At 38.7% G+C, this 15,182-nt stretch carries 17 protein-coding genes and 1 tRNA gene; 12 read left to right on the forward strand and 6 right to left on the reverse strand.

All coding sequences use genetic code 11. From position 1 onward, the window contains the following. Window positions 1–104 precede the first annotated feature (104 nt). The 3 genes from QFX38_05790 (at window position 105) to QFX38_05800 (ending at window position 1,928) form a co-directional block, all read left to right on the forward strand. Window positions 105–1,028, forward strand: coding sequence for a DUF2121 domain-containing protein (locus tag QFX38_05790; protein MDI9624379.1), 924 nt, complete (start codon window positions 105–107; stop codon window positions 1,026–1,028). 38 nt (window positions 1,029–1,066) lie between these two features. After that, window positions 1,067–1,864, forward strand: coding sequence for an MBL fold metallo-hydrolase (locus QFX38_05795; protein MDI9624380.1), 798 nt, complete (start codon window positions 1,067–1,069; stop codon window positions 1,862–1,864). Continuing rightward, window positions 1,855–1,928 (forward strand) — tRNA-Thr (locus QFX38_05800). Before QFX38_05795 ends, QFX38_05800 begins: the two co-directional genes overlap by 10 nt. A gap of 8 nt (window positions 1,929–1,936) precedes the next feature. Here the strand turns inward: QFX38_05800 and QFX38_05805 are convergent. Then, the gene (locus QFX38_05805) at window positions 1,937–2,068 is read right to left on the reverse strand and encodes a hypothetical protein (protein MDI9624381.1); all 132 of its coding nucleotides are present in this window, start codon (window positions 2,066–2,068) and stop codon (window positions 1,937–1,939) included. Between the two features lie 747 nt (window positions 2,069–2,815). Here QFX38_05805 and QFX38_05810 point away from each other — a divergent pair. Genes QFX38_05810 through rfbX form a run of 3 tightly spaced genes read left to right on the forward strand, consistent with a single transcriptional unit; the run spans window position 2,816 to window position 5,698 of the window. Further along, window positions 2,816–3,508 (forward strand): phosphocholine cytidylyltransferase family protein, encoded by a 693-nt coding sequence (locus QFX38_05810; GenBank protein MDI9624382.1) that lies wholly within the window; start codon window positions 2,816–2,818, stop codon window positions 3,506–3,508. After that, window positions 3,505–4,467, forward strand: coding sequence for an NAD(P)-binding domain-containing protein (locus tag QFX38_05815; protein ID MDI9624383.1), 963 nt, complete (start codon window positions 3,505–3,507; stop codon window positions 4,465–4,467). The genes QFX38_05810 and QFX38_05815 overlap by 4 nt, the downstream gene beginning before the upstream one ends. Then, window positions 4,454–5,698, forward strand: coding sequence for an oligosaccharide flippase family protein (gene rfbX, locus QFX38_05820; protein ID MDI9624384.1), 1,245 nt, complete (start codon window positions 4,454–4,456; stop codon window positions 5,696–5,698). Before QFX38_05815 ends, rfbX begins: the two co-directional genes overlap by 14 nt. 2 nt (window positions 5,699–5,700) lie before the next feature. Here rfbX and QFX38_05825 read toward each other — a convergent pair whose 3' ends face one another. The 3 genes from QFX38_05825 to QFX38_05835 form a co-directional block, all read right to left on the reverse strand. Then, complete coding sequence (locus QFX38_05825; protein ID MDI9624385.1) at window positions 5,701–6,873, reverse strand: CDP-glycerol glycerophosphotransferase family protein; 1,173 nt, start codon at window positions 6,871–6,873, stop codon at window positions 5,701–5,703. 583 nt (window positions 6,874–7,456) lie between these two features. Continuing rightward, window positions 7,457–8,554: a chorismate synthase gene (gene aroC, locus QFX38_05830; GenBank protein MDI9624386.1), complete on the reverse strand. Its 1,098-nt coding sequence runs from the start codon at window positions 8,552–8,554 to the stop codon at window positions 7,457–7,459. 12 nt (window positions 8,555–8,566) lie between these two features. Beyond that, window positions 8,567–9,232, reverse strand: a complete 666-nt coding sequence (locus QFX38_05835; GenBank protein MDI9624387.1) for a TIGR00266 family protein — start codon at window positions 9,230–9,232, stop codon at window positions 8,567–8,569. Window positions 9,233–9,287: 55 nt separating this feature from the next. Between QFX38_05835 and QFX38_05840 the strand changes: the two genes are divergently transcribed. From QFX38_05840 to QFX38_05865, 6 genes are read left to right on the forward strand one after another with little or no spacing between them, the layout of a single operon-like run. Then, complete coding sequence (locus tag QFX38_05840) at window positions 9,288–9,944, forward strand: endonuclease III domain-containing protein (GenBank protein ID MDI9624388.1); 657 nt, start codon at window positions 9,288–9,290, stop codon at window positions 9,942–9,944. A 12-nt stretch (window positions 9,945–9,956) separates the two neighbouring features. Continuing rightward, on the forward strand, window positions 9,957–10,181 hold the full coding sequence (locus QFX38_05845; protein MDI9624389.1) for a hypothetical protein: 225 nt from the start codon (window positions 9,957–9,959) through the stop codon (window positions 10,179–10,181). After that, complete coding sequence (locus tag QFX38_05850; GenBank protein ID MDI9624390.1) at window positions 10,178–10,777, forward strand: 4Fe-4S ferredoxin; 600 nt, start codon at window positions 10,178–10,180, stop codon at window positions 10,775–10,777. Before QFX38_05845 ends, QFX38_05850 begins: the two co-directional genes overlap by 4 nt. A gap of 12 nt (window positions 10,778–10,789) precedes the next feature. Continuing rightward, complete coding sequence (hemB, locus tag QFX38_05855; GenBank protein ID MDI9624391.1) at window positions 10,790–11,761, forward strand: porphobilinogen synthase; 972 nt, start codon at window positions 10,790–10,792, stop codon at window positions 11,759–11,761. Next, window positions 11,761–12,681, forward strand: coding sequence for a triphosphoribosyl-dephospho-CoA synthase (locus tag QFX38_05860; GenBank protein MDI9624392.1), 921 nt, complete (start codon window positions 11,761–11,763; stop codon window positions 12,679–12,681). Before hemB ends, QFX38_05860 begins: the two co-directional genes overlap by 1 nt. Window positions 12,682–12,693: 12 nt before the next feature. Beyond that, window positions 12,694–14,247, forward strand: a complete 1,554-nt coding sequence (locus QFX38_05865; protein ID MDI9624393.1) for a phenylalanine--tRNA ligase subunit alpha — start codon at window positions 12,694–12,696, stop codon at window positions 14,245–14,247. Here QFX38_05865 and QFX38_05870 read toward each other — a convergent pair. After that, window positions 14,226–14,693: a hypothetical protein gene (locus tag QFX38_05870; GenBank protein MDI9624394.1), complete on the reverse strand. Its 468-nt coding sequence runs from the start codon at window positions 14,691–14,693 to the stop codon at window positions 14,226–14,228. The two genes, QFX38_05865 and QFX38_05870, sit on opposite strands and share 22 nt — an antisense overlap. 17 nt (window positions 14,694–14,710) lie before the next feature. Beyond that, entirely contained in the window at window positions 14,711–15,100 is a 390-nt protein-coding gene (locus tag QFX38_05875; GenBank protein ID MDI9624395.1) for a CBS domain-containing protein, read from the reverse strand. Window positions 15,101–15,182: the final 82 nt, after the last annotated feature.

Raw genomic sequence — 15,182 nt, forward strand, 5'->3', positions numbered from 1 at the left:
CAATATTTATAAATCCTCTGATAAAATACTTCCCAAAAAAGGGAAAACTTCAACATCCTCACGGAATAATTTTCCAAATTCAAATGTAGATGGGTGACCCCTAGATGAGCCTAATAATAACTTATACTAGTAGCAAGGGTTGCGTAATAATAGGTGACAAGAGAAAAATAGCCTACCTTGGGAGCCCCCAGAAGAGAAAAGAACTCGAAAAAGAATTATACGATGGTAATATCAAAACCGAGGAAGAATTGAGGGCCAAGGCCGAGGAACTTGGTATAAGATTAAATATAAGAGATGATGCAAGGAAGGTTCGAAGCATCGGAGACGTTGTAGTGGGCGAAGTAAGTCTTAAAACGCCCTTCGAGGCTAAAAGGAGGAGAATATATGCCACTACAGGAGCCTATCAGATCATAGAACTTATAGGATCCAATATAACTAAATTTGAAAAGGGTGAAAGCTCCATTGTAATATTTGGGAATACGATAACCAAAAAACTTGCCAGTAGACTATTAAAGAAACATTGGAAGAAAAAAACAAGCCTAAAAGAAGTTTCAAAACTCCTAGCGAAAATACTAGAAGAAGTCGCTGCCAGAACACCAACTATAAGCCCAGAATATGACATGTACATAAAAACTCCAAGACTAGATAAAAGGAAAGCCCATAGACTACTCAGAGAAACCATTCTAAGGGATGTGAAAACACTTCAAAAATGGAGGGCCAAACTACAAAAAGAATTACTAAAAAAGAGCGAACAGATAAAAATGGCATCAAAGATAATAACAGAAGGAGAAATTGGAAGGGTCATAAACGTAGACAATGATAAAATCGAAGTAAAATTAGCCCCTAATGTACAAGCCTTCAACATAAAATGGAAAAAGGTTGCAAAACCCGGAGAAAACGTCCTAATGCTAAAAGAAAAACCGGGAGAAGTCAAAGTGGGCGATCTTGTCATTATTGAAAATGAAAACCTACAAATAAAAGACAAAAAAATCCCACTACAATGCAATGTTATACTTTGCAAAATATGAAGGGGTGTGATCAATCATGAAACTAACATTCCTAGGAAGTGGGGGTGGACGATTTCGCCACCATCACACAAAAAAGGATGACCGGCGGTTTAAGGATAGACAACCTAGAAGGTAAAAACATCCACATAGACCCCGGACCAGGAGCATTGATAAGATCATACCAATTCGGCCTAAACCCCCGCAGACTAGACGCCATACTAGTATCACATTCACACACTGACCATTACACAGACGCCGAAGTCCTCATCGAAGCTATGACAAGGGGGATGACCAGGAACAAAGGGACGGTAATAGGGAGTCTCAGCGTCATAAAAGGTTACAAAGACTGGGGTCCTTGCATATCCAAGTATCATCTAAGCAAAACAGAAAACATAATACTAGAAGAGGGTGAGACAACAAAACTAGACAATATAAAAATCACAGCCACAAAAACAATACATGGAGACCCTACATGTATAGGTTTCAAGTTCCAAACTCCTAAGATAACAATATCCTATACATCAGATACAGCCTATTTCAATGAACTCGGCTCATATCATCATGGTGCTGATGTTTTAATAGCGAGTGTTATAAGACCAGATAATGAACATATAAGGGGGCATATGTGCTCAGATGATTTCAAAATCCTCATAGAAGAGGTGAAACCCAAACTTGCAATAATGACCCACCTTGGCATGAAGATGATATTCAATGACCCAGATGGCGAAGCCCTCAGAGTACAAGAAGAGACAGATACAAGGGTTATAGCTGCAAGAGACGGGATGTGCATAGACTTGGAACATTTAACAGACCATCAATTAACCTTAGACGATTATGGTTACGATGGGCCTCGGTAGCTTAGTCTGGTAGAGCGCGGGACTCGTAATCCCGTGGTCGCGGGTTCAATTCCCGCCCGGGGCTTAAAACAGTTAAAATTTTAAATACTTTTTTTCGAATTTGTCAGTTATAGTCTTCCGATCATTAAATTCAACAAAACTCCTGCCATTCATCCCCTCGGCATGAAGGTCGCCAATTGCAAGTTTATTAGCTGCCTTGAGCACATCCTCTGGTTTTTCTATGTAATGTATTCAATTGCCCTTCGCTAAATTCCCATTCATTATATGGAATCGTGTGGCTATAACAAGCTGGCCCGGTATTCATAGATTATGATATCTTGCATTATTTTTTTTCCGCGGCTGGTAGTATACAGATGTCTGTCATTGCCAAAAGCATTGGTTTCATAGGGTTGACTCCACCCCAAATATAGGCGGCTTTCACCCACTATTATGGTTCTTTCTGGTCATTTCAAAAAGCTAATTCTTCCAAACCTGAAATAAATGACCCATGAGCAGTAATAATATTTCATTATTTATCCCATGCCTTCTTCTTATCTTATACCCGTTGAGGTTGGGGTTAAACTTCTCAAGGTTATACTGGTTTCTATGACGATTTCGCGCCCCATTTATATCAGTGATACTAGGGTAAAAGAATGCTAAAATTTGATGTTAAATACATTGAAAGGTCCTTGATAATAATAATTTTTATACCATCAATATCCACTATAATATTCTCCAGGGCTTTAAAACTTCTCTTTGGGCCCATCGGTTGTATAAAACAGTCACATCATGCCTATTGCAACCTGTGGAAGTGCAAGTTCATATACGAAAATCTGTGAGGGGCCTCCATCCTCTATGAAGCTTAAAGTATGGAGAGACATGAAGTAGGAGTATCACCTACCTATCACTTCATACTGAAGGTTAAAGGTAAATAGTAGCATTATTTAGATTGTAGCTTAAAATGAATAATGGGTGGTTTCTATTAAAGTTGTCATCCTAGCCGCGGGTGTGGGCAGTAGACTAGGACATGGTTTACCCAAGGCACTTGTAAAGTTATGTGATGAGAAGACAATACTCGACCATCAACTAGAAAACCTTAAGAGTGCAGGGCTGGAAAATATAAGGATCGTGATAGGATACAAGGGTGATCTGATAAAAGAAAGACACCCAGACCTTGAATATGTTATAAATAGACGATACTATGCTACTAACACCTCAAAGAGTCTTCTAATTGGGATAAAGGATTTGGACGGGGATGTTATATGGTTAAATGGTGATGTGGTTTTCGATCCAAAAATACTTCAACTTATCATGGAAAAGAGAAGAGAAAACCTCATCTGTGTAAATAGCAAGAAAGTAGGCGACGAAGAAGTTAAATACAACATTACAAGTGATGGTTACATTAAAAAACTCTCAAAGTCCATCCCAGATGGTCTAGGTGAAGCAGTTGGCATAAACTATGTTAAAAAGGAGACACTACCAATCCTGAGGGAATCACTCATGGAATGTCAAGACCAAGACTATTTCGAGAAAGCCATAGAGAAATCAATAGAAAAAGGTGAAAAGTTTAAGGCCCTTAACATCAAGGATAATTTCTGTATAGAAGTTGATTTCCCAGAGGATCTGGAAAAGGCTAGAAAATATTGCAAGGAGAATTTAGGATGAAAGTCTCGATAATAGGTGCTGGGAGTTTCGGAACAGCAATAGCCCAAATATTAGCAAAGAATATCGATAATGTTTATCTTCTCGCAAGAGATGAAAAAGTAATTGAATCTATAAACAGACAACATGAGAACAGCCGGTATCATCCTGGGATAAAATTAGATGAGAAGATCAAAGCAGCCAACATCAAATCCTCCCATATAATAGATTCAGATTATATTTTCCTGGCCGTCCCATCTGGGAGTCTCAGGAGTATCATAAGATCCCTTGATAGTCGCCTTGAAGATAAAAAGATCATATCATGTATAAAAGGTATTGAATATCCTTCACTCAAAACTATGACAACAGTCATCCAAGAAGAGACAGACTCCAAGACAGTATTTTGCATTTCCGGTCCAAATTTTGCAGATGAACTTATAAGGGGCGTTACTTCAGGTGTTACAATAGGAGCCCCAAAAGAATACCAGACTGATATAGCCAGTCTCCTTGAATCCCAGAATATAATACTTGATTATTCAGAGAATATTAAAGGAGTTGAATTCTGCGGTATACTTAAGAATGTTTACGCAGTAGCCATGGGAATACTAGACGGACAAATAACCGGTGAAAACCATAAATACACACTATTAACATTATGCTTCAGAGAGATGGTAAAGATATTAGATGAAATGGGATATAGGGAATTATTTGATAAATTTTGCGGATTCGGGGACTTCATTTTGACCGCGCTAACTGATAAGAGCCGTAATAGGACATTAGGTTTAATGCTTGGCAAGAAAATGCAACTCAGCAAAAAATCCACCATCACAGTAGAAAGCTTGCGCTCCATAAAAGCCATAAAAGCACTGACAAGTAAAATGAACTTACCCGTATTAGAACTTGTCTATGAAACCCTCAAGGATCCTAAAAATGTCAACCTCCATATAGAACATTTCCAGGGAACCTTACATGAAACTGCTTAAACTACTAAAATCTGAAGAATACAAGATTATAGCCGAGAACTTCTTCTCACTGTCTTTACTTCAAATATTAGTGTATGTGATGCCACTTATAACATTACCATACCTTACAAGGACACTTGGAGTTGCCAAATATGGTCTTGTAAACTTTGCCATAGCATTTAACACCTACTTCCAAATTTTAACAGATTATGGTTTCGCACTTTCAGCTGTTAGGGAAATATCAATAAACCGTGAAGATAAAAAGAAAGTCACAAACATATTCAGTTCAGTGATGATAATAAAAGGAGCGCTTACCATTATAAGCTTTCTGATACTTGTATTGATTGTCTTCTCGTTCCCGAAATTTGCCCAAAATTGGCTTTTATATATTTTCGCCTTTGGCCTTGTAATAGGCAATACCCTTTCACCAACCTGGTTCTATCAAGGCATGGAGCGCATGAAATACATAACAATCTTAAATGTCTTGACGAACCTCATATTCCTTGTGACAATTTTCATATTCATAAAAAGACCATCAGATTACATCTATGTGCCACTTCTACAATCTCTTGGCCTTATAACAGCAGGGATAATATCACTTTATATAATAAGGACAAAATTTGATGTGAGATTCCACATCCCCCCATTCAAGGATATTAAAGAAACATTCAAGGACAGCACCCAATTTTTCTTATCAAGAGCTTCTGTATCCATATATACAAGCAGTAATTCTTTCTTTTTAGGATTATTCGCTGGTAACACTGCAGTAGGCTATTATTCAGCTGCGGAAAAATTATACATAGCAGCACAAGGCCTTTACAGTCCACTAGTCCAGGTCACATACCCTTACATGGCGAAAACAAAAAACAAGAAATTCCACAAGAAAATTTTAAAATATACCATCATATTAAACACAATACTCTGTACAATGATTATTATCTTAGCTCCCGTCATAGTAAAGATAATATTCGGGGCTGCATACATGCCAAGCGCGTGTGTGCTCCGCATATTAGCCATAGCACTCATAATCGTAATACCCTCTATACTAATAGGCTATCCCTACCTTGCAGTGCTTGGCCAGCAAAAATATGCTAACGGAAGCGTCATACTCGGCTCCCTAGTACACCTTGCAATGCTAATCATGGTTTCACCGTTCATAAACATATACATAGTAGCAACCCTTGTTGCCATAACTGAAAGCATAGTATTAGCATTAAGAGTTTATGGAATAAAAAAACACAAACTCTGGTAAAATCACCTCTGGAATATGAGTTTGTATAATCTTTCAGATGATTTATCATCCTTGTAGTAATTTACGAGATCGTTTATGGTTTTTCTTTCTTTTCTGTAATAGTTTGGGTTTTCTATGCATTTTTTTAATTCTTCAAGGAATTCTTTGAAGTTTTGAACCTTGGGTCCTGGTGTCCAGAATTCGAAAGGTTCGAGAACGAACCCCCTTCGCCTTTTGTATTCTTCAACATCTGAAACTATGAATATTATAGGCCTGTCAAGTAAAAGGAAATCAAAATATACCGAGGAATAATCCGTTACAAGGATGTCAACACATGGCAATACATCATACAGGTCTATAAGGTTTTCTTGTAATGTTTCTGTTTTTATGAGTTTAACATTTTCCATACCTCTGAAATATTTTATGGCCACCTTTTCCTCCAATGGATGGAACTTCACAAGGAATAAAATCTTATGTTCTTTGAGGAAATTTCTGAATTTAATCTTGTTAAAGTCTGGAAGATTGAATTTATATGATATGATCTTGCCATCATCAATAGCACCAACTTTCCGGAATGTGGGTGCAAATAAAACGATTTTTTCATAGACACTGGGGTCAATGCCTAGTATTTTAAAAATTTTTTTATCACAACCTTTGAAAAGTTTATCGTTTCGTGGCTGGCCAGTGATATATATTCTCCTAGGATCTTGGTTGAAACAAGCAGATAGAGCATTCCTCATAATCGTAGAAGTTGCTATAAGAAAATAATTCTCATCATCAAAACTGAATGGGGGGGTATCCTTATTTCCAGTATGGCCAATGGCTTTAAGTGGCATTCCATGCCATAAGTTGACAAAAACTTGAGAGGGGACACGTACACGTCTCAGGTTACCATGGGTTGATACGATACACCCTGCCCTTAAAATCTTTAAAATGCCTTTAATATCGTAACGCGTATACTGTTTAACTTTAGTATTATCCTGTGGTTCGTTAACGATCCATGAGAGTTCCAAGTTTTCATCTATTGAGTTCATAAATTTGAACAAGGCTAAACTATTATCTGAGAAATCGGGGATACTAGTGAAGATTATAAGATCATCTCTTTTGGGTATTATCCTACTTATCATGCGCAGTATACCCCTAAGACCCAAATTAAGTTTCATGATAATATCGTTGATAATGGTAGACTGTTTCAATATTAATACCCCCTTAGGATAGATAAGATTAAAGCTAATAAAAGTATAAAGTTTTTAAAACATTTTTCAGTTTAAGCGTTTCTCATTATCCTATTTTTGGGGGGAGGTTCAACAATTATGAACTATTTTTTTTGGATTTAATAGGGGGCATTCATGGTGAATAAATCGTGATTGGATAATTTTCAAACCCCTCGGTAAGTTTGCAAGCATTTTGGATGTTCTAACTACCACCTTTTCAGAAAATTGGTCATATTAGGATTTTGGGATTTGATAAACTTCAACCACATCTTCTGGATCCTATCCCTATTAATAGTCGTTAATTCTTTCCCGCGACTTTCTGGAATAATATTATAATTCATATGGAACTTTTCCATCAGTTTAAACCATTTTTATTCCACGATTGTCAATTCACTGCTTTTCCCACATTTTCATCGAAAATTGATAATATGATCCCGTATTCTGCGAATTCCATCTCTTTGGTCTCATAATTGAAATGGCCACATGCCAATCCATGAATTCAAAAGAAAATAAACGTGTTTCTCTCCAAACCCAGTATTTTGAATAGGATTTCTTGGGGGTGTGATTAACTGTCTATTTTACATGGGTGTATGAAACCTGCCCTTATCATATGGTCTGCTATTATTATCGCGACACTTGCCTCGGCCACTGGCACTATCCTCGGGCATATACAAGGATCGTGTCGTCCTTTTATTCTTATGGTGGTTTCTCTCATGGATTTGAGGTCTACTGTCCTTTGTGGCAAAGAAATTGATGGTGTTGGTTTGACAGCTATCCTGGTGACTATTGGCATCCCATTAGATATCCCACCTATTATGCCACCTGAATTGTTGGTTAATGTTTGTATTCCACCCTCTTTAATGTAATATTCATCGTTTATTTCGCTTGCTTTATGCTTAGCGACTTCAAAACCTAGACCTATCTCAACACCCTTCACGGCACCTATGCCCATCAGTGCATGGGCGATATCGGCGTCTAATTTCGAAAAAACTGGTTCTCCAAGGCCTGCTGGTACCCCTAATGCTATGACCTCGACTATGCCACCAATAGAATCTCCTCTCTTTTTAGTGTCTAATATGAGCTTCTCCATTTCTTCTGCAGCATTTTCATCAGCACACCTTACAAGATTCTCTAAATTATACTCTTCTATTTTGTTGGGATCTATCCTCTTTGCCTTGATATGGCCTATCTGTGTCACATGGCCTATTATCCTAATATTGAAGTTTTCTAGGAGTTTTTTTGCTATGGCCCCTCCTATGACGTGGCCTATTGTTACTCTTCCACTGCCTCGCCCGCCTCCACGATAATCATAATGTCCGTAACGGCTTATCCACCCGTAGTCTCCGTGTCCGGGTCTTGGCTTATATTTAATGGCTTCGTAGGCTGATGAATCCACGTCCTTGTTATATACTATGGCTGCTATAGGAGTGCCATCAGTTTTGCCCTGGAATATCCCTGATAATATTTCTACCTTGTCCTCTTCCCTTCGGGGAGTTGTTATTTCACTTGTACCTGGACGGCGCTTGTTAAGTTCTATTTGTATATCTTGGGCATTTAATGGCAAGCCTGCGGGGCATCCGTCGACTACTGCCCCAATGGCCTGGCCATGGCTGGAACCGAATGTTGTAACTTGGAAGATTTTACCTAACCTGTTACCTCCCATAATATATCACTTTTAATCGTTTCCTTTTGGAAGATAAGGCCTTAGCCAATTAATAAAACTGTCAACACTCCGTGTCTGTATATAAACGGTCCCATTACCTTCAAATTCGGCTACTAGTCCTTCACCACCAAATATGGTGCTTTTGAGTCCGCCTATTTTCCTAACATTGAAGTCCAGGCCCTCTGTGAATGCTACAATATGTCCAGTGTCTATGATGAATTTCCCGTTTTCCACTTTCCTTTTATATATACCACCAAAACTTGAAAGGAAAAGGGGACCGTAACCCGTTAATTTTAAAAGGAATAACCCTTCCCTTGCAAAGAAGGTTTTAAAGCCTCCGAATTTTGTTTCAATTTCAATATCGGCTGTTGATGCGAGGAACGCCCCACTCTGGGCATATATTGTACCCTCTAGTTCAAAGGCTTCAATGTCACCAGTATAGGGTGGTGCGAGTTCAATGGTCCCTGGACCACCATCAGCATAAAACGTATTCATGAACAAGCTTTCACCACCCACAACTCTACTAAGAGCCTTGAAAACACCCCCAGTCTCTGTCTCCACTCGAATATTATCACTCATAGAAACCATAGCCCCGGGCTCTGCTTTTATACGTTCACCAGCATCCAATCCAACCTCAACTAAACTAAAACTTGGCCTATGAATTATATTATATTCCATAATATCACAAAAGAAACTATGTGCACCCACACATATATTAATATGGTAAAAGAACATGAAAAAAATCAGAACCATATATGAAAAACTATTTTCGGCCTATGGAGAACAAGGATGGTGGCCATTACTCGATGAAAATGCTAGATTATCATATCATCCTGGAGATTATTCACCACCCCACAGCGAAGCAGAAGTATTCCAAATTTGGGTGGGTTCTATACTATCACAGAACACCAGATGGAAGCTGGCATCAAGAGCCCTTATAAAACTTGCTAAAATAGGATCACTCAACCCATATCATATAATTGAAATGAACCCCAGGCAACTTGTTGAAGTGATAAAATGTGCAGGTTTCCCAAACCAGAAAGCATACTATTTAAAAGAAATCTCAAAATTTTTCACAAAACTTGAAGATATTCCTGGAAGAGATGAGCTGCTTTCAATCAAAGGAGTAGGTGATGAAACAGCAGATAAAATACTACTATATGCATATAAAATACCAGAGTTTATCGTTGATACCTATACTCGCAGGATACTCAAAAAGCTTAACCTAATAAAAGGTGACGAGGACTATATAGAAATCAAGAAATTATTCGAGGACAACCTAGCATCAGATTATCGAGTATTCCAAGAATATCATGCCCTATTAGTGAAACATGGTAAAAAATATTATACAATAAGCAAATCTACAGATCCCTTGTTATCAGAACTTTAGGGTGGACTCTTCATGTTCACTGATATAAGTATCCGGGTTATCAAATTAACATTCAAGAGAAGATTTAAACTAGCTAGGTTAGCTAAAAGATCGAAAATTTTTAGGAAGATTGTTCACAAGTTATTCTTCGAAGGAGATGACATTCAAGTACTTCCAAGGAATGAAACCATAACATTAAATGCTAAAATTGACCCGCCAAACACTTCTGTTTTACCCAGCCAAGTCCTTAGGAGATGATATCCAAATCAAGGTACATATTCAAAATGGATTTCTGTATATGCAGGGTTTCATCCAATTGCAAAGACTACCCCCACGAACTAGGATGCTTATTCCTTGGAAAAGGCGCTAAAAGGATATCAAAGAAGGTTGGAAAACTAATATCAAAAGAAGAAGCTATAAAACACCTAAAAAAGTGTGAAGAGGCTGGTCTAATTCATATAATTGGCAGGAACAAAATAGACACAGTATGGTTGAATACTGGCCCAAAGGAAGAGCTTCTGTCAATATGTAATTGTTGTCCATGCTGCTGCCTTTGGAAGATGATACCAGAACTCCCAGAAGAACTCGCCAATAGTATAACCCCAATGAGTGGTGTTAAACTTGAATTCATCAAAGAAAATTGCACTGGTTGTGGAGAATGTCTCAAAAAATGTTTTATTAAAGCGATCAAGATTAAAAATGGGAAAGCACAAATAGATAATAAACTTTGTAGATGTTGTGGCAGATGTGCCATGGAATGTGAAAATAATGCAATAAGGATCCTAGCAGATCCTGATGCTATTGAACAAGCCCTAGGACGTGTAGAGCCCCTAGTGGATGTTAAAGCAAAATAAAATGTGATTAACATGAAATTCCCCACAAAAAGGATGAGAAGGCTCAGAAAAACGGATAAGATGAGGGAAATCGTCAAAGAGACCAGAATATCCCCTAGCAGCCTAATATACCCAGTATTTGTAAAAGAAGATCTTAAAAGAGGATCCAAGGAGCCTATAGAGACCATGCCTGGACAATACAGGTACTCTCCAGAAGCCGCTGCTGAAGAGCTTAAAAAACTCGAAAAAAAAGGATTAAACACTATCATACTCTTTGGAATACCGTCAAAAAAAGACAACATAGGATCATCTGCGTTCGATGACAAAGGAATAGTCCAAGAGACAATAAGACTGCTCAAAGATGAAACAGAACTTATTATCATAACAGATGTGTGCCTTTGCCAATACACAAGCCATGGACACTGTGGAATAACCAAAGGACAACAAATACTCAATGATGAAACACTAGAATACCTTGGGAAGATCGCAGTATCACATGCAAGAGCAGGAGCCGATATAGTAGCACCATCCGATATGATGGATGGAAGAGTCGCCGCCATAAGAAAAAGCCTAGATGAAAATGGCTTCCAGGACATTCCCATAATGTCATATGCAGTTAAATACGCCTCATCATTTTACGCACCATTCAGAGAGGCAGTATCATCAAAACCCTCATTCGGTGATAGAAAAACCTACCAGATGGACCCCGCTAATGCAAGAGAGGCCATAATCGAGGCAGAACTTGATATAGAAGAAGGTGCCGATATCTTAATGGTGAAACCAGCCTTACCATACCTTGACATTATAAAATCCCTCAGGGAAGAGTTTAAAACACCCCTCGCTGCATACAATGTGAGCGGAGAATATTCAATGCTAACCGCAGCCATCCAAAAAGGTTACTTAACAGAAGAAGCCATATACGAATCTATATTATCTATTAAAAGGGCGGGAGCCGACCTTATAATATCCCACTTCACGCCAAAATTATTAGATGGAGGCTTGTGATGAAGCCATCATTAGTCGCGAAAATAGCTCAAATGGCAGCTGCCCTGGAAGTTAGCGGCTACCCAAAACCTGGGAATGTCCACAGAACCCAAAACTTCCATGATATGAGTTTCGAGGACTTTATAATAAGTGCTATTGTCATAGGTGACACTATGCACGAAGCAGCTGAAAGAGGCGCTAGATTGAAAGATGAATTGGACTTTTCCCCAATAAAAATCGGAAATCTCATATTAAACGCGATAAAAGAAACACGAAAATGGGTTTCTACAAATACCAACTTGGGCATTGTAATGTTACTAACACCGTTAGCCTCTGCCGCGGGTATGATAACAGGAAAAGATTTGCAAGGCCTCAGAGAAGCAGTTAACAGGATAATGTTACAGACAACACCCCAAGATGCCGTGGACCTCTATGAAGCCATTTCGATAGCCCAACCAGGAGGGATGGGAAAACAGGCTCAATTCGACGTTAATGATGAAAAATCCAAGGATAGAATCCTAGAAGAGAAGGTTACATTATTTGATGTTCTCAAACTTTCATCCTCATGGGATCTCATAGCAAGAGAACTTACAAGTTCCATGCCAATAACATTCAACATAGGATTCCCAACATTCAAAGAAACCCGCAAAACAGCTGATATGAATGCAGCCATCGTTCAGACATTTCTAACAATCCTATCAAATTTCCCAGACACACTCATACAAAGGCAACACGGCAAAGAAACAGCCGAGAAAGTGACGAAGGAAGCTAGGGAAATACTTGACAAGGGAGGAATATTAACAGAGCAAGGACTAAAGGCCCTTAAAAGCCTTGATAGGAAACTGCAGAAACGGGATATAAATCCTGGCACAACCGCAGATTTAACAGCTTCCTCTATAATGGTAGGGCTCATAGACTACTATTGGGATAAAATAGAATAAAAGGTGCTCAAAATGGATATTGAACGCATAATCGACGAACTCCACTTATACGAAAAGAAAGTTCTGAAGGCCCTAGAAAAGCTTGAACCACCAATAAATCCCAAGGATATCGTGGAATCCCAGAAAATGGATATAAAAGCTGTTATGAGCGCTCTGGGATCACTAGAGTCTAAAGGACTTGTAAGCATCCATAAGAGCGTGGACAAAATACTCAAACCCACCCAGGCTAGTAAAAAATATGCAATAAAAGGTCTGCCAGAAAGACAAATACTCCAGCTACTATCAAAAGAAGGCCCATTAAAAATATCTGAGATCATGAAAAAAAGCAACCTAGACAAGACAGAGAACAAAGTCGCCATAGGCTGGCTAATGAGGAAAAAATGGGCCAAGATCGAAGATAACGTCCTCAGAATAACATCAGAAGGTGAAAAATCACTAGAAAGACTAGGATCGGATGAAATACTATTACAGAAACTCGCAGAAAAAGGCCAGATAAGACTATCATCCCTATCAGATAAGCTCAAAAAAGCATTTAAATTACTCAGCCAGAGAAAAGGCCTTTTAGAGGTAAAAAAGGTTAAAGAACATGAGATACACTTAACAGATAAAGGGAAGACAATCCTAGAAAGAGGATTAGAGATACGGGAAGAAGCCACACAACTAACCCATGAAGATCTCAAAACAGGAAGATGGAAAAAATTATACTACAGAGGATATGATGTCCACGCAGAATATCCAATAATATTCCCGGGTAAGATGCACCCACTCAAGCGTATAATAGAAGAGATCAGGGACATATTCCTTAAAATGGGTTTCACAGAAGCAAGGGGCCCCATAATAGAATCCGCATTCTGGAACTTTGATTGTCTCTTCCAGCCACAGGATCATGCTGCCAGGGAAATGCAGGACACATTCTATGTTAAAAATCCTTCTGAGACTAAATTGCCAAGTAAAAGTTTGGTCGAGAAGGTTAGGATGGTACATGAGGACGGTGGATCAACTGGCTCAGAGGGCTGGCAATACAGATGGGATGTTGAAATTGCGAAAAAAAGCGTGCTTAGAACCCATACAACATGTGTATCTGCACGTTTCCTCCTTGAGAACAAACCACCCCTTAAAATGTTCTCTATTGGAAGAGTTTTCAGAAGGGAGACCATAACATATAAGCATCTTCCAGAATTTCACCAGGTTGAGGGTATAGTTGCAGCTGAGGATGTTACATTCAAGAACCTGCTTGGGATCCTTAAGGAATTCTATACAAGGCTAGGATTCAAGGTCAGATTCAGACCAGCATACTTCCCTTACACTTACCTTTCAACTGAGTGTGAAATTTATCTACCTGAAAAGGAAACATGGATAGAACTTGGGGGAGCTGGGATGTTCAGGCCAGAAGTCTTGGAACCTTTACAAGTTGAAACTCCGGTAGCAGCCTTTGGCCTTGGCATAGAAAGGTTGGCGATGATAAGGTTAGGTATAGAAGACATAAGGATGTTGTATCAGAGCAATCTTGGATGGCTTAGAAGTTTACCAGTATGCTCTCCCCATTATGAGGATAGAAGCTTGTAGTATTCGCCGTCCTCTTTCTGGACTTTTTTTAAGATTTTTTTATTTTCTAATGATAATAGTATCCTGTACATTTGGAGGTTGTCTAGTTTCAACTTGCCATAGAGTAGGTTCCCCTCGAGGGTGTACCTTGGGACCGGACCATTTTCTGTCAAACTTTTGATGATTTTAATGGTTTCCTTTTCTAGTTGGTTTAATTCCTCGACCTTAACTTCCTTTTTGTTTTCGACTACTTTGATTTTGTCCTTGACATCCTGGGGTTTTATCTTACCATTTTCGCGTATTATAAGATTTTTTGATTGTAGATTGTTGAGTATCTCATGGTAATCGTGCTCTGATATATCCATTCTCACTTTTATTATACTCTCAGGTATCCCATCTGTGAATTCTGGTTTAAGATCCATTATCTCCTCATATATGATATTTTCCTTTCTCGTTATTATTATCATAATGTTCCACCATGATCCTATATGGGGACTAGGATACCGGCGGCTACTAATCTGCAAATATCTGTCTTTGTTATAACACCAACAGCCTTCTCATCTTCCACTACGAGCAAACCCGAAACATCGGCCCTTAGCATGAGATTCGCCGCGTCTTCAATGTCGTCCTTGGCAGATATTGTGATAACGTCCTTGACCATGATATCCTCTACTTTTAATTTCTTTTTGAGCTTTTTGGATCCTAGTACTCCAACAAGATCTGTGTATGATACCACACCTATCGGTTTTCCCTCATCATCTAATACGAAAAGTCTCCTGATACCATGCTTATACATTTTCTCAAAGGCTTTAATTGGTTCCGTATCAGGACTTATTGTAATAACTTCTGGGTTCATGGCCTCTTTAACTTTCATTTTAACCTACCTACTAATGGACAAAACCCTAATGGTGGTGGGGTCTCCCGGGATCCCCATACCATGGGATGATCGTGGGGGG

The organism is Methanothermobacter sp., assembly GCA_030055615.1.
Taxonomy (GTDB): Archaea; Methanobacteriota; Methanobacteria; order Methanobacteriales; family DSM-23052; genus Methanothermobacter_A.